At 71.3% G+C, this 19,132-nt stretch carries 15 protein-coding genes; 9 read left to right on the top strand and 6 right to left on the bottom strand.

Annotation, left to right across the window (positions count from 1 at the left end; genetic code table 11):
- The first annotated feature begins 42 nt into the window (after positions 1 to 42).
- Entirely contained in the window at positions 43 to 1,929 is a 1,887-nt protein-coding gene (locus CRP55_RS41075) for a GAF domain-containing sensor histidine kinase (protein WP_097327420.1), read from the top strand.
- A gap of 4 nt (positions 1,930 to 1,933) precedes the next feature.
- Here the strand turns inward: CRP55_RS41075 and CRP55_RS41070 are convergent, their stop codons facing one another.
- A complete protein-coding gene (locus CRP55_RS41070; protein WP_097327419.1) occupies positions 1,934 to 2,146 on the bottom strand; it encodes a DUF5999 family protein in 213 nt (70 codons plus the stop codon).
- 118 nt (positions 2,147 to 2,264) lie between these two features.
- Between CRP55_RS41070 and CRP55_RS41065 the strand changes: the two genes are divergently transcribed.
- Positions 2,265 to 2,909: a response regulator gene (locus CRP55_RS41065; protein ID WP_218854859.1), complete on the top strand. Its 645-nt coding sequence runs from the start codon at positions 2,265 to 2,267 to the stop codon at positions 2,907 to 2,909.
- Here CRP55_RS41065 and CRP55_RS41060 read toward each other — a convergent pair.
- Positions 2,895 to 3,242, bottom strand: coding sequence for a response regulator (locus CRP55_RS41060; protein WP_097327417.1), 348 nt, complete (start codon positions 3,240 to 3,242; stop codon positions 2,895 to 2,897). The two genes, CRP55_RS41065 and CRP55_RS41060, sit on opposite strands and share 15 nt — an antisense overlap.
- Before the next feature lie 70 nt (positions 3,243 to 3,312).
- Positions 3,313 to 6,213: a M36 family metallopeptidase gene (locus CRP55_RS41055; RefSeq protein ID WP_097327416.1), complete on the bottom strand. Its 2,901-nt coding sequence runs from the start codon at positions 6,211 to 6,213 to the stop codon at positions 3,313 to 3,315.
- A 137-nt stretch (positions 6,214 to 6,350) separates the two neighbouring features.
- Here CRP55_RS41055 and CRP55_RS41050 point away from each other — a divergent pair, with 137 nt between their 5' ends.
- The 6 genes from CRP55_RS41050 (at position 6,351) to CRP55_RS53585 (ending at position 13,920) form a co-directional block, all read left to right on the top strand.
- Positions 6,351 to 7,688, top strand: coding sequence for a sensor domain-containing diguanylate cyclase (locus CRP55_RS41050; RefSeq protein WP_097327415.1), 1,338 nt, complete (start codon positions 6,351 to 6,353; stop codon positions 7,686 to 7,688).
- A gap of 11 nt (positions 7,689 to 7,699) precedes the next feature.
- Positions 7,700 to 8,167: a hypothetical protein gene (locus CRP55_RS41045; RefSeq protein WP_143235291.1), complete on the top strand. Its 468-nt coding sequence runs from the start codon at positions 7,700 to 7,702 to the stop codon at positions 8,165 to 8,167.
- 119 nt (positions 8,168 to 8,286) lie between these two features.
- A complete protein-coding gene (locus tag CRP55_RS41040; RefSeq protein ID WP_097327413.1) occupies positions 8,287 to 9,483 on the top strand; it encodes an acyltransferase family protein in 1,197 nt (398 codons plus the stop codon).
- Positions 9,484 to 9,549: 66 nt separating this feature from the next.
- Positions 9,550 to 9,969, top strand: coding sequence for a Fur family transcriptional regulator (locus tag CRP55_RS41035; RefSeq protein WP_097327412.1), 420 nt, complete (start codon positions 9,550 to 9,552; stop codon positions 9,967 to 9,969).
- Complete coding sequence (gene katG, locus CRP55_RS41030; RefSeq protein ID WP_097327411.1) at positions 9,969 to 12,206, top strand: catalase/peroxidase HPI; 2,238 nt, start codon at positions 9,969 to 9,971, stop codon at positions 12,204 to 12,206. The genes CRP55_RS41035 and katG overlap by 1 nt, the downstream gene beginning before the upstream one ends.
- Positions 12,207 to 12,321: 115 nt before the next feature.
- Positions 12,322 to 13,920 carry a hypothetical protein gene (locus tag CRP55_RS53585; RefSeq protein ID WP_179855552.1) on the top strand — a complete coding sequence of 533 codons (1,599 nt, stop codon included), beginning with the start codon at positions 12,322 to 12,324 and terminating at the stop codon, positions 13,918 to 13,920.
- Here CRP55_RS53585 and CRP55_RS41020 read toward each other — a convergent pair.
- From CRP55_RS41020 to CRP55_RS41010, 3 genes are all read right to left on the bottom strand, one after another.
- The gene (locus CRP55_RS41020) at positions 13,890 to 15,518 is read right to left on the bottom strand and encodes a methyl-accepting chemotaxis protein (protein ID WP_097327409.1); all 1,629 of its coding nucleotides are present in this window, start codon (positions 15,516 to 15,518) and stop codon (positions 13,890 to 13,892) included. The genes CRP55_RS53585 and CRP55_RS41020 overlap by 31 nt on opposite strands.
- Before the next feature lie 19 nt (positions 15,519 to 15,537).
- Positions 15,538 to 16,461 (bottom strand): class II fructose-bisphosphate aldolase, encoded by a 924-nt coding sequence (locus tag CRP55_RS41015; protein WP_097327408.1) that lies wholly within the window; start codon positions 16,459 to 16,461, stop codon positions 15,538 to 15,540.
- 396 nt (positions 16,462 to 16,857) lie between these two features.
- A complete protein-coding gene (locus CRP55_RS41010) occupies positions 16,858 to 17,769 on the bottom strand; it encodes a 1-phosphofructokinase family hexose kinase (protein WP_097327407.1) in 912 nt (303 codons plus the stop codon).
- A gap of 185 nt (positions 17,770 to 17,954) precedes the next feature.
- Here CRP55_RS41010 and CRP55_RS41005 point away from each other — a divergent pair, with 185 nt between their 5' ends.
- The gene (locus CRP55_RS41005) at positions 17,955 to 19,079 is read left to right on the top strand and encodes a carbohydrate kinase family protein (RefSeq protein ID WP_097327406.1); all 1,125 of its coding nucleotides are present in this window, start codon (positions 17,955 to 17,957) and stop codon (positions 19,077 to 19,079) included.
- The last annotated feature ends 53 nt before the right edge of the window (positions 19,080 to 19,132 follow it).

The raw sequence follows: 19,132 nt of genomic DNA, 5'->3' as shown, positions 1-19,132 counted from the left end.
CGCGCCATTGTGCGGGGGTGAAAGCTTTGGCAGCCTCAACGGGTGCGACGCCGACTGCCACTCTCTCTTGAAGTCACGCTCTCCCTGCTCTCCGGGGTCGGCTCGTTCGTGGTCGTGGCGGTCATCAGCACCTATCTGCGCGACCACGTGCCGACCGTGCACGCGCCCCTGCTCGGGGTCGTCCTGCTCGCGATCGTGCTGGTTCTGGCCCGCACCGTCGGCATCATGTACGCGCTGCCGGTCGGTGTGGCCGCCGTGCAGGCGTTCGACTGGTACTTCCTGCCGCCGCTGCGCGTCCTCAACGACACCTCGCTGATCGTGCTGGGCCTGTTCATCAGCACCGCCACGATCGTCTCCACGGTCGCCACCGTGGCCACCCGCCGTGCGGTGGAGAGCGAACGGGCCCGCGGTGACCTGGCCGGCGAGCAGGCCGCGCTGCGCCGGGTCGCCACGCTGGTGGCCGCGCAGGCCAAGCCGTCCGAGGTGTTCACCGCGATCGCCGACGAGCTGGCCGGCCTGATCGGCGCCGAGGGCACCTTCGTGGCGCGGCACGACGACGACACGGTCACCGTCGCCGCGTCGTACGGCCTGCTCACCGACGAGATGCCGGTCGACCGGCGGCTCGCGCTGAGCGCGGACACGTCGTACCTGATGCGCACCGCTATCGAGTCCGGCGAGCCGATCAAGCGGTCGGGGGAGCCGTTCCGCACCGGCCCGTTCCACGACATCATCGGGCGGCTCGGCCTGGGCGCCGCCATCGCCACCCCGGTCACCGTCGGCGGCCGCCAGTGGGGCGTGATCGTCGCCGCCACCACCCAGCCCGATTTCGCGCCCGGCACCGAGGCCCGCATCTGCGACTTCATGGAGCTCGCGGCCACCGCCATCGCCAACACGCAGGCCGAGCAGCAGCTGCGCGAGCTGGCCGAGACGCAGGCCTCGCTGCGCCGGCTGGCCCTGCTGATCGCCCAGGGCGAGGCGCCGGAGCGGGTCTTCACGGCGGTCACCGCCGAGGTGCTGCGGCACTTCGGCGGCGGGCACGCCCGGCTCGTGCGCTACGAGCTCGACGGCACGGTCACGCTGCTGGCCGGCGATCCCTGGGACGGCGACGCGCTGGCCGCCACCGTCCGCGAGACCGGCCGGGCCGCCCGCGTCGACGACACCCTGGTCGGGGTGCCGATCCATGTGAACGGGCGGCTGTGGGGCATGTTCGTGGTCGGGCGCGGCGATCAGGAGCTGCCGGCCGACACCGAGTCCCGGATGACCGAGTACACCGATCTGGTGGCGACCGCGGTGGCCGACGCGCAGAGCCGGGCCGATCTGCAGAGTTCGCGGGCCCGGATCGTGGCCGCGGCCGACGAGGCCCGGCGGCGCATCGAACGTGACCTGCACGACGGGGCCCAGCAGCGGCTGGTGGCGCTGGCGTTGCGGCTGCGCGGGCTCGGGATGGGCGTCGAGGGCGAGACGCGGCGCGAGGTCACCGACGTCGCGGGTGACCTGATGACGGTGATCGACGAGCTGCGGGAGCTGTCCCGGGGCATCCACCCGGCCGTGCTGTCCGACTCCGGCCTCCGGCCGGCGCTGCGGGCTCTCGCGCGCCGTTCGCCGCTTCCGGTGGAAGTTGAGGTACGCCTCGACGACCGCCTGCCGTCAGCGGTCGAGGTCGGGGCCTATTACGTCGTCTCCGAGATGGTCACCAACGCGGCCAAGCACTCCGGTGCGTCGGTGGTCGAGGTGACCGTCGACGTCGACGACGAGGTGCTGCGGCTGGTGGTCCGGGACGACGGCGCCGGGGGAGCGGATCCCACGCGCGGCACCGGCCTGCTCGGGCTCAAGGACCGCATCGAGGCCCTGGGCGGCACCTTCGACGTGCGCAGCCCCGCGGGCGGCGGCACGACTGTGACGTGCCGGGTGCCGTTGACAAGGCATTGAAGGGCTACGCGGCGATCCGGCGGCTCGTGACGGGGGTGGCGGCGCGGCGCTTGCGGCTCGTGATGGCAATCACGGGGGCGGCCTGCACGGCGCTGTCGAGCCGGATGGCGCCGTTGCACAGCATGGCCCAGCCGAGGTCGGCGTGATGCATGATGACCTGCGCGGTCTCGGCGCCGGGCTGGTCGATCGCGGGGCATTGCGGCTGGTGTTCGCACATGACTACAGCCTCGTCATCCGGCCCGGTTCGCACATCGCCGTTAGCCCGACTCCCGTTTACCGGCTCCCCGGTACCGGCTAGCCGGTAGGTGACCGGCGATAATGCGCCCATGAGCGGGATGAGGGTGGTACTGGCGGAGGACGACGTCCTGCTGCGCGAGGGTCTGGCGAGCCTGCTTGACCGGTCCGGCCTCGAGGTGCTGGGCCAGGCGGGCGACGCGGTGGAGCTGATGACGCTGGTCCGGCAGCACAAGCCCGACCTGGTCGTGGTCGACGTGCGGATGCCGCCGACGAACACCACCGAGGGGCTGCGGGCGGCCAAGCAGATCCGCGAGGAGCTGCCCGAGACGGGCATCCTGGTGCTGTCCGCCTACGCCGACGTCGAGCAGGCGATGGAGCTGCTGGCCAGCGGCCGCCGCATCGGTTATCTGCTGAAGAGCCGGATCACCGACGTGGCCGAGTTCCTGGCCGCCCTGGAGCGGATCGCCGGCGGCGGCTCGGTCATCGACCCCGGCCTGGTCGAGGAGCTGGTCAGCTCGCGGCGCCGCGACGACCCCCTGGCCGTGCTGAGCGCCCGCGAGCGCGAGGTGCTGGGCCAGATGGCCGAGGGCCAGTCGAACGCGGGCATCGCCCGGCGGCTGTTCATCACCGAGGGCACGGTCGAGAAGCACGTCCGCAGCGTTCTGGCCAAGCTCCAGCTGCCGGAGACCGACGACCATCACCGCCGGGTGCTGGCCGTGCTGGCCTTCCTAGAGGCGCGCTAGGAGCTTCTCGACGGCGCTGGCGGAGAGTTCGAGCTTCGACAGGAAGCCGATGGCCGGGCTCTCGTCGATCAGGTCGACGTAGTCGTCGCCGGCGTGCGTGGAAATCATGATCACCGGGGTCGGTGCGAGGCGCCGCGCGAGATCGAAGCCGCTTTCCCCGCCCAGGTTGATGTCGACCAGGGCCACGTCGGGCCCGAGCTCGCCCGCGCGGCCCACCGCGTCGGCGATGTGCGAGGCGGTGCCCGCGACGACCAGCCCCTCGCGCTCCAGCAGGTCGCGCGCGGCGGCCAGGAAGTGCTCGTTGTCGTCGACGAGCAGGCAGCGCAGAGTCACCCCACCAGGGTCGCATCCCCGGACATCCCGCGCATTCCTGCTAGCGGTAGTCCGGGGATACGACTCTCACTTATTTGGTGAACGCCTGGAACTCGGCCACGCGCACGTTCAGCGCCTGCGGGCTGGCCGTGGTGCAGTCGGTGTTCGCACGCGGATCGGCGTCCTGCTCACCGGCGTAGTCCGGCGCGCCCGTGCACTGGCTGGTCAGCACCTCGAGGCGCAGGTGCGTGGCCGCCGTCGGCCGGATGCCGAACGACTTGATGATCAGCTCGGGCGCGCGCGGGCGGGGTTTGCCCGACGGGAACGCGTCCGGCCGGCTGGTGAACACGGTCCGGAAATCGGCCGCTCCGGCACAGGTGACAGTGGCCGAGGCGGTGCAGGCCTGCACCCGGAACTGCCGCAGCGCGGTGTACCGGTTCTGCACACCGTTGTCCGGGTCGGTGGTGATCTGCGGCCGCAGCAGGGCGCTCACCTGCACCCGGCGGACCGTCTGGGCCTTGTCACCCGCGAGGTCGACGGTGACCTGACGGCCGGCGACCGGCGCGCCCAGCGAGGCCCAGTTGGTGGCCTCGTCGTCGTCGGTGAGCCGGGCCAGGTTGATGCCGTCGCCGGTCGCCGTGGCGCCGGCGGCGCCCGAGGCCAGGTTCACCGGCATGCGCACGGTCAGCGTGCGCCGCTGTCCCCAGCCGTACCCGGACTCGCCCACCCGGGCCAGGCCGTGGCCGGGCGCCTGCGCGACGAACCTGTACGATCCGGGCACGATGCCGACCGTGTCCGGCAGGGCGGTGGCCGGGTCGGTGTCCGCGATCGGCACCGCCCGCGCCTGGTAGTCACCGGCGAACAGCTTGGCGTTGGCCACCGGCCGGCCGCGCTCGTCGACCGGGCGGAACGTGACGGTCGCCTCCTTGGCGTACGGGGAGGTGAAGTCCGGCCGCGGGTCGGCGTCGGTGGCCCCGTTGCTCAGCGCGTTCTGGCCCAGGCCGCGCCGGGCGAAGGAGTTCCAGAGCAGGTCCTGGTTGCGGCCGCCGAAGCGCACCAGGTCGGCGCCGATCAGCGCGTCGCGGGCGTCGACCATGCTGTTGGCGCTGTTGGCCATCAGCAGGAACGAGTCGAACACCAGCTGGATCCAGCGCCGGTTGCCCGGGCAGGACGTCACCGGCGTACGCCCGTTGGCGCAGGACTTCTGCAACGTGGGCGACCCCGACCCGTACCGCTGCATGAAGGCCTTGCGGATGTCGAAGTTGGTGGCGCTCCACAGCTCGCCGGACGCGTGCACCTGGAGGCCGACGAGGTCGTAGTCGACGCTGGCGTAGGTCAGCTGCGGGTTGCGGCTCATGTTGTAGTTGCGGATGCCGGCGTTGCCGTCGCTGGTCACGTACTCGCCGACCGTGTACGTCTTCTGGTAGCCGTGCTCGTAGAGGTATTCGATGGCCAGCTGGTCGGACCAGCTCTCGCTCATGCCCTGCGGCGACGAGAGGCCGCCGTCCGGCCCGGCGATCATGCGGTTGGTGACGGCGTGGCCGTACTCGTGGGCGATGACCGACATGTCGTAGTCGCCGTCGACGCAGGGACCGTAGAAGGTGCCCGCGATCGGCTGCCACAGGTACATGTTGGTGATCGGCGCCTCGCCGTCGGGCGGGGTGATCTGGTTGGCGTTGTTGCGCGCGGCGAACGTCGGCGGGCCGCCGCTGATGCCGCCGGCCTGCGCGTTGCCCTGCTCGTAGTCGTCGGGCAGGCCGCCCGGCCGCGGGTTCTCGTCCTGCATGTTCCAGGTGGCCTCGGTGAAGCCGAGGTGGTACGTCCAGTCGTGCATGCGGTTGTGCATCGCGAACAGGTTGGCCCGGGCCGCGTCGATGTCGTTCTTCGCCGGCGACGCGAAGGTCGTGGGCGAGCACTGCTCGCGCTGCCACTGGTTGGTCCACGCGTAGTCGTACTTGCGGTTCGGCCGCGGGGTCGCGGTCTCGGTGCCGACCGTGAACGGGTCGCTGGAGTTCCAGTTCTCCACCGCGATGGCGTTGTTGCCCCGGGTGGTGAAGGTGGGCTCGCCGGTGGCCGGGTCGACGTCCCAGCCGAGCGGGGAGGCCGGGGTGCCGACCACCTCGTCGCAGCGGGGCCCGGGGGTGAAGCACCACGTGCGGCGGGTGTCGCGCGACGAGTAGCTGGTCGGCGGGTTGGCCGGGAAGACCTCCCACTCGGGGTGGTCGCTGTCGGCGTCGACGATGTCGTCGCGCACCAGCACCTTGCCGTCGCGGGCGTCGACGTAGGTCGTGTAGGCGACCGGGTCGGCGCCCTGCAGGTCGTCGCCGAACGTGACCTGATAGGCGGCGCGGGCGCCGCGGTCGGCGGTGGGCACGGCGACCAGCTTGGTCGCCATGACGGTGGCGCCGGGCAGGCCGGCCTCGGCCTTGGCGGCGGCCGCGGCCTGGTCGGCGCCGAGGGTGGCCGGCTCGGGCGCCGCCGCGTCGCGGGCCAGCGACGAGCTGACGTACCAGACCTTGCCGTCGCGCACGCCCACCGAGAGCAGGCCGTCGCGGCCGGCGGCCAGCTCGCCGAAGCGCTGCCGGAAGACGACCGCCGCGCCCTCCCCGATCGCGGCGGAGGTCAGCAGTTCGAGGGAGTCGGCGCCGGCGGCGGTCAGGCCGAGGACGTCGAGGTTGGCCGCGACATAGGCGCGGGCCGCGGCGACCGGATCGGCCGCGAGGCCCTCGTCTAGGGGGTCGCCGACGGCGGTCAGGCTGGCCGGGGTGCCGAAGTCGTTCCAGCGGACCTGGTCGCCCGCTGTCTGAGCTCGCTGGGTGGTCGTGGGGGCGAGGCGGCCCTGACGATAGTCCTTGCTTCCGTCCTCGCTCGGGGCCTTCGCTGGGGCCGGGCTCGCGGGCGCGGCCTGGCTGCCGGATCCGGCGACCAGGACGAGCGCGGCCGCCAGCAGCCCGGCGGTGGTTCCCGCCGACGCACGGGATGGAGCGCGCACGGTACCTCCTTTGTGGAACGGCTGATGAAGCCATCCGATCGCACGCTCCGCCACCGCGACATGGGCCAAACATCTAAATACATCTATTAAAGGTCAGACTTCTCAGGTCGCCGGGGCCCCGGCCGAACTACAGAACTGTGGGCACAGGTAGGCGGCTGGGACTGCGGCTGGAGGCGATCGTCGCGCTGGTCGCCGTGGTCGTGCTGCACCCGTTCGGCGTCGTCGGAGTCGCGCCGCTGTGGCTGACGGTGCTGCCGATCCTGCTGTACGGCATCACCCAGCTTCCGTGGCTGCGCGAGCGCCGCCTGGCCGCGTACCTGGACATCCTGATCACCGGCTGGGTGGTCTACGCCATCGGCTGGGGACCGGTGCTGCCGCTGGCCTTCGCGATGGTCTTCAGCATGCACGTGCGCACCTTCGGCGGGCGGCTGTGGAAGCCGGTCGCCGCCGTCGCGTTCACCAGCATCGCCATCGGGCAGGCGGGCATCGCCTCCGGCGTGATCTTCTGCTACCTCCCGCCGGTTCAGGCCCAGGTGACCGGATTGTTCGGTGCGCTGCTGACCGTCCTGTTCATCCGGATCCTGGGCACGACGGCCGAGGAGCGCGAGCGCACCGAAGCCCTCTACCAGGCACTCGTGCAGGACTCGTCCGACGTCTACTGCGTGGTCAGCCCGTCGGGCCGGCTCGGCTACGTCTCGCCGGCCATCGAGCATCTGCTCGGCTACGACGTCGAGACCTACGTCCGCCGAGGGTGGGAGCCGCTGCTGGAGCCCGGCGACGTCGCCGCGTCGCTGGCCGCCCTCGAGCGGTGTGTGGCCGACCCGGCGACACCGCAGACGTTGCTCACCCGGATGCGGCACGCGGACGGGAACTTCCGGTGGGTGGAGTCGACGCTGCGGGACCTGAGCGGCAACCCGGCCGTGCGCGGGATCGTCGTCAACTTCCGCGACGTGACCGAGCGCGTCGAGATGCAGGAGCGGCTCACCTACGAGGCCACCTACGACCAGCTGACCGGTCTGCACAATCGGGCGGCCTTCCTGCGCGGTCTGGCCGCGACACCGCTGGGCCCGGGGGTCGCGGTGCTCTTCGTCGACCTGGACGGCTTCAAGGCGGTCAACGACACGTACGGGCACCGGTACGGCGACGCGCTGCTCACCTCGGTGGCGGCCGCCCTGCGGTCCTGCGTCCGCGACGAGGACCTGCTCGGACGGCTCGGCGGGGACGAGTTCGGGGTGGTGCTCACCTCGGGCTGCCCGCTGGAGGTGGCGGCGCGGATCCTGGCCGCGCTCGACCGGCCGGTGACCGTCGAGGGCGTGGAGCTGCGGGCCCGGGCCAGCATCGGCGTGGCGGTCGCGGACCCGGCCTGCGGCGACGCGAGCGAGCTGCTGCACCGGGCCGACCTGGCCATGTACGAGGCGAAGCGGTCCGGCACCCATGGTGTGCGGATGTATGAGCTCGAGGGCGCCGGGCACTAAGGTGCTCCATCGTGAAGCGTCTAACTCTTGTGCAGTCGACCTTGATCGCCCTGCCGCTCGCGCTGCTGACCGCGTGCGGCTCCGACTCGGATACCACCGACAAAAAGGACACGGCGGCGGCTCCGGCCACCTCGTCCGCCGCTCCTGCCGTCACCGGGGACAAAGAGCTCTGTGAGCAGGCCAACCAGGCCAAGGTGACCATGGGCACCGCGCTCGCCTCGGCCGCGAGCTCCGCGGGGGAGTTCGACCCGGCCGCCCTGAAAAAGGTCACCGCCACCTTCGCCGCCGACCTGAAGAAGATCGCGGCCAGTGGTGGGGCCGACAGCGAGGTCGCGAAGTACGTCGAGCAGCTGTCGGCCGAGTTCGCCAAGGCGGCCGCGAGCGCCGACCCGGAGAAGGTGCTCGACAGCGGCGCCGTCGACAAGGCCGGCGAAGGCTTCGACGCGGCCTGCGCCAAGCTCGGCGTGAAAGCTAGTTGATCTCTGTTTGTCCTGGCTGGACGGCTGATCGGGCCGGGCCGTCCGGCGGGTTCACAGCATGGGCACAGCCGTGATCTTGTAACTCGCCAGGACTTTGTGATCACCGCGGAAGGCCCCAGATGACAGCGACGACGGCTCCCGCGGGGTCCCGCAACCGGTACATCGACACGCTGCGCGCGGTCGCCATCGTGCGGGTGATCGTCTACCACGCCTTCGGCTGGGCCTGGCTGAGCTTCGTGCTGCCCGCCATGGGCGTGATGTTCGCGATCGCGGGCTCGCTCATGGCGGCCTCCCTGGCCAAGGCGGGCGCCCGCAAGGCCGTCTGGTCGCGGATCCGCCGGTTGCTGCCCGCCCTGTGGGTGTTCGGCGCCATCGCCGTACCCGTGATGCTCTGGCACGGCTGGCGGGCCACCGACCCGGACCACCCCCTGCACAAGCTGCAACTGCTCTTCTGGGTCTTCCCGCTCGAGGACCCGCCCGGCAGCAGCTGGGGTGAGCCGTTCTGGGAGGTTCTCTGGTACCTGCGGGCGTATCTCCTGTTCGTCCTGGTATCGCCCCTGCTGTGGTTCCTCTACAAGCGGCTGTCCTGGGTGATGGTCCTGGCCCCGCTGGCCGGGCTGGGCGTGCTCGTGTACACCGGCTTCCGCCTGCCCGACCAGATCGACGGCGTCATGTGGGACTTCGTGACGTACGCGGCGTGCTGGATCGCCGGCTTCGCCCACCGCGACGGGCGCCTGGCCCGGCTGCCGCTCTCCGTGCTGCTGCCGGCCATCGCCGCCCTCGGCGGCTACGGCGGCTACTACCTGTTCTCGAACTCGGCCGAGTACGGCCTCGACCTGAACTCGGTGCCGATCGCCCGCACGTTCTGGTCGCTGGCGTTCGTGCTGATCGTGCTGCGGCTGAAGCCGTCGATGGCCTTCCTCGACAAGGTGCCGGCCCTGGCCGAGGGCATCCGGGTCGTCAACGCGCGCGCCATCACGATCTACCTGTGGCACTACCCGCTGATCACCGTGGCCGCGATGCTGCTGGCCCACTACAACGTCCAGTGGGCCACCCCGTCGTACATCGGCTGGATGTTGGTCGTCGAATCGGCCCTGGTCGTGGCGGCCGTGCTGGTCTTCGGCTGGGTCGAGGACGTCTCGGCCAGGCGCAAGGCCTCCCTGTGGCCGCCCGCGCCCCGCGCCCTGGTCCCGGCGGTCGCTGTGGCCACGCCGGCGCCCAGCGCCCCCATCATGATCAACGGCACCCCGCTGGGCACGCCGATCGCCAGGGGAGTGGCCCGTGTCGGGCAGAATCCGCCGTCCATAATGGAATGAGTTAGGCGTCACCACGCCGCGCCGAAAACTTGATCTGTTCCAGAAAAGTGGACTACTGTTCGTCGCATGGCGGACGGCTTCGAAGCACGGCTTCGGGCGGTCTCGCTGCGTGTCACCCGTCCCCGTCTGGCGGTGCTGGCCGCGCTGCGTGACCACCCACACGTCGACACCGACGCGGTGATCTCGCTCGTTCGAGCGGATCTCCCCACGGTGTCGCACCAGGCGGTGTATGACGTACTGCGTGTGCTCACCGACGCCGGTCTGGTGCGCCGCATCCAGCCTCGCGGCGCCACGGCGCGCTACGAGACGCGGGTCGGCGACAACCACCACCACGTCGTCTGCCGGTCCTGCGGCGCGATCGCGGATGTCGCGTGCGCCGTCGGCCATGCCCCCTGTCTCACCGCGTCCGACGATCACGGCTTCGTGGTCGACGAGGCGGAAGTCGTCTACTGGGGCACCTGCCCCGACTGTTCGGAAGGAAACTGATGAGCGACACCTTCGACCCGAAGTCCGGCGGTTGCCCGGTCGCGCACGACTCCGTCACCGCCCACGGCAGTGAGAGCGAGAACCCGGCGATCGACTCGCCGGCCCCGAAGACCGGCGGGCGCCCGCGCACCAACCGCGACTGGTGGCCCAACCAGCTCGACCTGTCGGTCCTGCACGCCCACTCGTCCAAGGCCAACCCGCTCGGCCCCGCGTTCGAGTACGCCAAGGAGTTCGCCAAGCTCGACGTCGAGGCCCTCAAGCGCGACATCGCCGAGACCCTGCACTCGTCGCAGGAGTGGTGGCCGGCCGACTTCGGCCACTACGGCGGCCTCATGATCCGCATGAGCTGGCACGCCGCGGGCACCTACCGCATCCAGGACGGCCGTGGCGGCGCCGGCGACGGCGGCCAGCGGTTCGCCCCGCTCAACAGCTGGCCCGACAACGCCAACCTCGACAAGGCCCGCCGCCTGCTCTGGCCGGTCAAGCAGAAGTACGGCCAGAAGATCTCCTGGGCCGACCTGCTGGTGCTGGCCGGCAACGTGGCCCTGGAGGACATGGGCTTCCAGACCTTCGGCTTCGGCTTCGGCCGCGTCGACACGTGGGAGCCCGAGGAGATCTTCTGGGGTCCCGAGGACACCTGGCTCGGCGACGAGCGCTACGCCTCCGAGAAGACGATGGCCGAGGGCGTCGGCGCCACCGAGATGGGCCTCATCTACGTCAACCCCGAGGGCCCGAAGGGCTCGGCCGACCCGGCCGCGGCGGCGCACTTCATCCGTGAGACCTTCGCCCGCATGGCGATGAACGACGAGGAGACCGTCGCGCTGATCGCCGGCGGCCACACCTTCGGCAAGACCCACGGCGCCGGTGTCGCCGACGGCCACGTCGGCCCCGAGCCCGAGGGTGCCCCGATCGAGGCGCAGGGCCTGGGCTGGCTGAGCACCCACGGCAGCGGCAAGGGCCCCGACCAGATCACCTCCGGCCTCGAGGTGACCTGGACCGACAAGCCGACCCAGTGGAGCAACCGCTTCTTCGAGATCCTCTTCGGCTACGAGTGGGAGCTCACCACCAGCCCCGGCGGCGCCAAGCAGTACGTGGCCAAGACCACCGACGAGATCATCCCGGACGCGTTCGACCCGGAGAAGAAGCACCGCCCGACGATGCTGACGACCGACCTGTCGCTGCGCGTCGACCCGGCGTACGAGAAGATCTCCCGCCGTTTCCTGGAGAACCCCGAGGAGTTCCGCCTCGCGTTCGCCAAGGCCTGGTACAAGCTGCTGCACCGTGACATGGGCCCGGTCGCCCGCTTCCTCGGCCCGTGGGTCCCCGAGGCCCAGCTGTGGCAGGACCCGGTCCCGGCCGCCGAGGGCGCCCTGGTCGGCGAGGCCGACATCGCGGCTCTCAAGGCCAAGGTCCTCGAGTCGGGCCTGTCCGTCTCCGAGCTCGTCCAGCTCGCGTGGGCGTCGGCCGCGACCTTCCGCTCGACCGACAAGCGCGGTGGCGCCAACGGCGCCCGCATCCGCCTCGAGCCCCAGCGCAGCTGGGAGGTCAACCAGCCGGTCGCGGCCGCGCTGACCAAGATCGAGGCCATCGCGCAGGAGTTCAACGCGGCCGGCGGTGCCCAGATCTCGGTGGCCGACCTGATCGTGCTGGCCGGCTCGGCCGCGGTGGAGAAGGCGGCGGCCGACGCCGGCGTCAAGGTCACCGTGCCGTTCCACCCGGGCCGCACCGACGCCACGCAGGAGCAGACCGACGTCGAGTCGTTCAAGGTCCTCGAGCCCCGCGCCGACGGTTTCCGCAACTACCTGCGCCCCGGCGAGAAGACCCAGCCCGAGATCCTGCTGGTCGACCGCGCGTACATGCTCAACCTGACCGCGCCCGAGATGACCGTGCTGATCGGTGGCCTGCGCGCCCTCGGCAACAACTTCGGTGGCGCCCAGCACGGCGTGCTCACCGGCAAGCCGGGCGTGCTGACCAACGACTTCTTCGCCAACCTGCTCTCCCCGGGCACCAAGTGGAAGGCGGCGGAGAGCGGCGAGCACGTCTACGAGATCCGCGACCTGGCCACCGACCAGGTGAAGTGGACCGCCACCGCGGTCGACCTCATCTTCGGCTCCAACTCGCAGCTGCGCGCCCTCGCCGAGGTCTACGCCAGCTCCGACGCCACCGAGAAGTTCGTCAACGACTTCGTCGCGGCCTGGACCAAGGTCATGGAGCTCGACCGCTACGACCTCGTCTGACCTGTTCTTCCAGAAAGCCCGGCCGGTCCTTTCACGGACCGGCCGGGCTTTTTCTCTGTCGACATCGATACTGCTGCGTGTCCGTGCCGTGACGCGGTGACGCGATCTTGTAGTGGTGAGACGCGTCGCCTTCAGCTGGCTGATCCATCCCGTCACGGTGCTCGGGCTGGGTCTGCTGCTGCTCAACGACCACTACCTCAAGGCCGCGCACCCGAGCTGGCTCACCGGCAAGCTGAGCGACGCGGCCGGCCTGGTCATGGCGCCGGCGCTGCTGGCCGTCCTGCTCACCCCGTTCCTCAAGGACAAGCGGGTCGGGCCGGTCGCGACGGTCACGGTGGGTGTGGGTTTCGCTCTGGTCAAGGCTTGGCCGTACGCGACCACGACCGCCTCAAGCGCATGGTCGCTGCTGCGGGCCACCGAGTTCCGGACCGACCTGACGGATCTGATCACGCTCCCGTTTCTCGGGGTGGCCTACTGGGCTTTTCGCCATTCCTTCTCCGCCGCCTCCTCGCCCGCGGCGTCCTCCTCCGCGGCCCCCTCTTCCTCCTCCGCCGCGGTCTCCTCTTCCTCCTTCGCCGCGACAGGCGGGCGGTGGTGGCGCGCGGCCCGGGTGGGAGTGCTGCTGCCGGTCGCGCTCGTCGGGGTCGTTGCGACCAGTGCGCCGGAGAGCCCGTCGGCCGATGCGGTGGAGTCGATCGGCGGGGCCCTGTACGCGGGGGCGAACGAGCAGCCGTACCGGGCGGTCGACTGGTCGGTCAGCCGCGACGGCGGGCACACCTGGATGCCGTCGGCGGTGCCGCCCGGCTACCAGGAGAAGGTCACCCAGCCCCGGCTCTCGGACTGCTCCAAGGCTCAGCCGCAGACGTGTTACCGGTTGGTACGAGGGGAGCTGGCGGTCCAGATGACCACCGACGGCCGGACGTGGGCCGACGACTGGCGGCTGAGCGAGGAGGAGCGGGAGGCGCTCTACCGCGAGTACGGCGACGTCTACAACCGCGACGGGCAGCTCAGCGGCCGGTCGATCGTCGTGCGGGACCTGCCGTCGGGCGGGCACGTCGTGGTGGTGGCGAACGTGCGGGACGGCTTCGCCGTGCGCGACGCGGCCGGCACCTGGACGCGGATCGGCTTCCCGGCGACGTCGCGGGCGGCGGCGGTGCCGGCGCCCGCCCTGAACGACATCACCGACTCCTACCGCTCGGCGGACGTGCTCTTCGCGGTCGGGATCGGCTTGCTGTTCGCGGGCCTGGCCGCCACGGGGGCGGCGGTCGCGGCGAACGCGCGGGCCGGCGGGAGCCCGCACTGGGCCTGGTTCCTGGTGCCGCAGCTGGCGGCCGGGCCGTTCGTGCTGTTGTTCGCGGAGTGGGGCCGTACGGACCCGTCCTCGGTCCTTTTCGCCTTTCCGGTCCTGTCGGTGGCGGTGACCGGTTTCGTGGCCCTGCTCTGCGTCCTGGTGGTCACGCCGATCGCCATGAACCGGATGGCCGGCGCGGGCCGCTGGCTCCTGCGTACGGCAGCCGTGTTCGCCGTCTTCGCCGTCGTTCAGACCGGCGTCGCCGTGGCCTGGCTCCGGCACGGCGCCGAACACGGCCTGACCCTGGCCCTGATCTCCCTGGTCGTGTGGTCGGCGGCCCTGGCCACCGCAGCCGTCCTGGACCACCGCACCGCCCAGCCGGGCCCGGCCTTTCAGAGGCGGAACCGGCCGACCACCACCTGAAGCTCCGACGACACCCGCGACAGGTTGTCGACAGTCATCGTGGCCCGGGCCAGGGCCGCGGTCGTCGACTGGGCCGCGTTGGCCACGCCGGTGATGTTGGAGGCGATGTCGGTCGTGCCGCCGGACGCGTCCCCGACGCTGCGGGTCATCTCGCCGGTGGTGGCCGTCTGCTCCTCGACCGCCGACGCGATCGTCACCTGGTAGTCATTGATCTTGGCGATGATCCGGCTGATCTCCGCGATCGCGTCGACCGCGCTGGACGTGTCGGCCTGGATCGCCTCGACCCGCCGCGAGATGTCCTCGGTCGCCTTGGCCGTCTCCTGGGCCAGATCCTTGACCTCGCCCGCGACCACCGCGAAGCCCTTGCCGGTCTCGCCGGCCCGGGCGGCCTCGATGGTCGCGTTGAGGGCCAGCAGGTTCGTCTGCTCGGCGATCGCGGTGATCGTCTTGACCACGTTGCCGATCTCGGCCGAGCTCTCGCCCAGCTTCGACACGGTCCGGTTGGTGGCCTCGGCGACCCCCACGGCCTGAGCGGCCACCTGCACGGCGTCGTTGGCGTTCTGGCTGATCTCCCGGATCGACGCGCCCATCTCCTCCGACCCGGCCGCCACGGTCGACACGTTGACCGAGACCTGGTCGGCGGCCGAGGACACCATGTCGGCCTGCGCAGCCGCCTCCCGCGCGTGGGCGGAGATCTCCTGGTTGGCGTCGGACAGGTCGGCGCCGGCCGCGGCCAGGGTGGCGGCGGTCGCGGTGACCTCGTTGAGGGTGTGCCGCAGCCCGTCGCGGGCCTCGTTGACGGCGATCGCCATCCGGCCGATCTCGTCCTGCCCGTACACGGTCGCCGACGTGGTCAGATCGTTGGCGGCGAGCGCGCGCAGCGCGTTGCCCACCGAGGTGACCTGGCGCTTGATCGACGACGAGATGATGTACGCCAGCAGCAGCGCCAGCACCAGCCCGACCGCGATGGCCACGATCACCCAGGTCCGGGCCGAGGAGTAGGCGGCCGACGCCTTCTCGGCCCGCGCGTTGGCCTCGCTCTTCTCCAGCTCCCGCAGCTGGTCGACGGTGTCGTTGACCGCGTTCTCCGCCTTGTCGAAGGCGGCACCGACATCGGTCGGCATGGTGAACCCGGCCGGCGCCGTCTCGCGGAAGAAGAGCACGTTCCGCAGCTCACGATAGGTCGCGAAGCCTTCGTTGAGTGTCGCCACGGCGGTCTGCCGGGTGGCCGAGCCCGACGCCGCGGCGGCGTAGGCGCCGAGCGACGCGTCGATCTCGGCGTCCGCGGCCTTGGACTGCGTCACCGCGTCGGCTTTGTCGGCCGCGCTGGCGCCGAGGCTGTAGATGAGCATCTCGCGGTACATGTCCGACATGCCGCCCTGGACGCCGAGCAGGTTCGCCATGCTCTCGACGTGCTTGGTCTTCATCGCCGTGAGCTCGTCGTTCAGCGTGCCCATCCGGTTGATGCCGATGACGCCCACGCCGAGCGCGGCCACGGCCAGCACTGCGACCAGCACCCCGATCTTGCTGTTGATCCTCAGATTGGCGAACCACCGCGTCACCGCGTTGCCGGCCGGCTGGGACATGCTCGTCGTCATAGGTGCCTCGTGTCAGTCGTCAACCCTCTGCTGCGGGCAGCTCATCTGACAAATCGGTCAGACTTGAATAGGTGTGAGCTTTAACGGTGTTTTTGAGCAGCTCAAAATCCGGGGCGGCCAGCAGGCGCAGCGACTCGGCGACCGTGGCGGCCATGGCGGTCCGGGCCGGGGCCAGATAGCGGCGGGGATCGACCAGGTCGGGCCGGTCACCGAGGGTGGTACGGACGGCGCCGGTGAAGGCCAGGTTGAGGGCCGTCCCGATGTTGACCTTCGCCATGCCGGCGCGGACGGCGGCGGCCAGCTCCGCGGCGGGCACCCCCGAGGAGCCGTGCAGCACGAGCGGCACGCCGGCGGCCACCCGCAGCCGGGCGATCAGCTCGTGGTCGAGCGCGGCCGTCCGGCTGGTCATGGCATGCGAGGAGCCGACGGCCACGGCCAGCCCGTCGACACCGGTCGCGGCCACGAAGGCGGCGGCTTGAAGTGGATCCGTCCGTACGCCCGGCGCGTGCGCACCGTCCTTGCCGCCGACCTCGCCGAGCTCGCTCTCCACCCAGAGCCCGGCCGCGTGACAGCGCCGAACCGCGGCGGCGGTGAAAGCGACGTTCCGCTCGTACGGCAGCTTCGAGGCATCAACCATCACCGACCCGAACCCGTTGACGAGGGCAGCGTCGACAAGCGCCGAATCCTCGACATGATCGAGATGCAAACCCACCGGCACCGCGGCGGCCTCAGCCACCGCCCGCGCGGCGGCGGCGATGGGAGCGAGCCGCCCATGATGAAAGCGAACGGCGTTCTCGCTGATCTGAAGGATCACGGGGAGCCCCGCGTCCTCGGCCCCGGTCACGATCGCCTCAGCATGCTCAACCGTGATCACATTGAACGCCCCGGCAGCACCACCATTCCCGCGCGCCGCGGCCACCAGCTCACCGGTCGGTGTCAGCATGTCAAAGCTCCTCACAAATCGTCCTCGTACCCACTGCTCGTCGCGCCCGCCGCCCGTCGCGCCCGCGGCCCCCGCCGCGCCCGCCGGTCATCGCGCTTGCTGCTCGTGCCGCTCACCGCGCTTGCTGCTCGTGCCGCTCACCGCGCCCTCTGCCCGCCGCGCTCGCGGCCCCCGCCGCTCACCGCGCCCGCCGGTCATCGCGCCTGCTGCTCGTGCCGCTCACCGCGCCCTCCGCCTGCCGCGCCCTCCGCTCACTGCGCCCACCGCGCCCACCTCGGCCACCTCGGCCACCGCGCCCATCGCGCCCACCTCGGCCACCGCGCCCATCGCGCCTGTTGCTCCTCGCGGCCGCCAGTCATCGCGGCCGACGCTTTTGCGCGGACGTGATTGGTGCGCTCATGTTGTTGCACCTGAATGAGCGCCGAGGGCCATCAGCGTGCGGTGGTAGACCTCAGGGTCGATCTCGCCGGCGGCCGGGGAGGCGACGGCGGCAGCGGAGAGTGCGACGGCGTCGGCGAGCAGTTCGGGCCATCTTGTGCCGTCGCGCAGTCCGCGGGCCAGGGCGGCGACACAGGCATCGCCGGCGCCGGTGGGGTTGCCCTCCAAGGCGGCGGGCGGGGCGCACGAGCGAACGCCGTCCGGCGTGACCGCCAGAAGCCCGTCCGGCCCTCGGGAAACGACGACAGCGCCGGTCGTCAACCCGCGAATCAGAGAAGGGGATGCATCGGAGGAGGCGACTAGTTCGGCGAGTTCGGTGGTGTTCGGCTTCGTGATGGTGGGGCTGGCGCGGAGGCCGTGACGCAGGGGCGGGCCGCTGGTGTCCAGGACGGTGCGGACGCCGGCGGCGGTGGCGAGGTGGATGAGGCTGGCGTAGGCGTCGTCCGGAAGGCCGGGCGGCAAGGAGCCGCACAGGGCCACGACGGAAGCGCGGGGCAGGAGGTCGCGGAAGTGGGCTCCGAAGCGGGACCACTCGCCGGGTGGGATGACGGGGCCCGGCTCCCAGAAGCCGGTCGCGTCGGTGCCGTCGACGACGGCTACGGTGCGGCGGGTTTCGCCGGAGACGGGCAGGAAAGAAGTAGGCACGCCCGCGGTGTCCAAAAGGGACGCCACCCGGGTGCCGGTGTGGCCGCCCAGGAGGCCGGTGGCCAAGACGGGCTCGCCGAGCGCGTGCAGGACGCGGGCGACGTTGAGGCCCTTGCCGCCGGGGCGTTCGGCGACGGTGGACACGCGGTGGGTGCCGTGCGGGACGAGAGCGTCGATGCCGTACGTCAGATCCAGAGCCGGATTCAGGGTGACGGTGACGATCATGGGCGCCCTCACGAGACGCGCCCCGCCTCGGGCGAAGAGGACGTGCGGGCCCTGGCGAACTCACTGCCGGGCTGGATACCGGCTAGGCGTTGAGGACGATTCAACTGATCGAACGCGCACGTGTCAATAGTCGTTCGTGCGCGTATGGTGCTCTGAAATGTTCATATGGACAAGATGGAGCGCGGATGTTGACCGAGTTCGACGTGCTGGTCGTGGGGGACGCCAACCCGGACCTGCTGTTGCGCGGGGATGTGCGGCCGCGGTTCGGGCAGGAGGAGCAGCTGCTCACGGCGGCCGAGCTGGTGCTGGGCGGGTCGGCGGCGATCACGGCGGTGGGGTGCGCCAAGCTCGGCCTGCGGACGGCGCTGCTGGCGGCGGTGGGCGACGACATGTTCGGTGCGCTGGTGCGTGAGCAGCTCGCCGGCGTACATCTGGTGTCGCCCGAAGCCGGCGGCAGGCCGACCGGATTGACCGTCATCCTGTCCGAGCCGGACGATCGCGCGATGCTGACGCTGCCCGGCACGATCTCGGCGCTGCGGCCCGAGGACGTGACCGGCGAACTGCTCGCTTGTGCCCGACACGTGCACGTGGCGTCGCTGTATTTGCAGCCGGCGCTGGCGAAGGGACTCGCGGGGGTGTTCGAACGTGCACGAACGCTCGGCCGAACGACATCACTCGACACCAACTGGGATCCGGCGGGCGAGTGGGCGTCGATCGAGGACATCCTCGAACACACCGACTACTTCCTGCCGAACGCCGCCGAACTGCTGGCCGTGACCACCGCCGCAAGGCAGCGAAAAGCCGCACCATCGGCGGGAGCCACGACGTCGGCGGGAGCCACGACGTCGGCGGGAGCCACAGCATCGGGAGGAGTCACGGCATCGGCGGGGGCCGAGACGTCGGTGGAGGCCGCGACATCGGCGGGAGCCACAGCATCGGCGGGAGCTGCGACGTCGGTGGAGGCCGCGACGTTGGCGAGGGCCGCGACATCGGCGGGGGTCGAAGCTGCGGCTGACGCGGGGGAGGCGGCGGCTGAGCTTGTCGCGCGCGGGACGACCGTCGTGATGAAGGATGGGGCGCGGGGTGCCCGGGCCTGGTGGCCGGGTGGGGAATGTGCGGTGCCGGGCAAGGCTGTCGAGGTGGTCGACGCGACGGGGGCGGGGGACAGCTTCAACGCGGGCTTCCTCGCGGCGCGGCTCGAGGGGCGCGTCATGGCCGAGGCTGTGCGCTGGGCGGCCGTGGCGGGCTCGCTGAGCACGCGCGCCGCCGGCGGCACCGCGGCCCAGGCGACGCGCCAGGACCTGGTCTGACTGTCAGCCGTAAAGGCCGGCCGGCTGTCCCGCGGACTCAAGGCAACCGGGTG

Origin of the sequence: Paractinoplanes atraurantiacus (genome assembly GCF_900215205.1) — a bacterium.
Classification (GTDB): domain Bacteria; phylum Actinomycetota; class Actinomycetes; order Mycobacteriales; family Micromonosporaceae; genus Actinoplanes; species Actinoplanes atraurantiacus.
The sequence above is the reverse complement of the archived record's forward strand: the minus strand, read 5'-3'. Positions and strand labels throughout refer to the sequence as shown.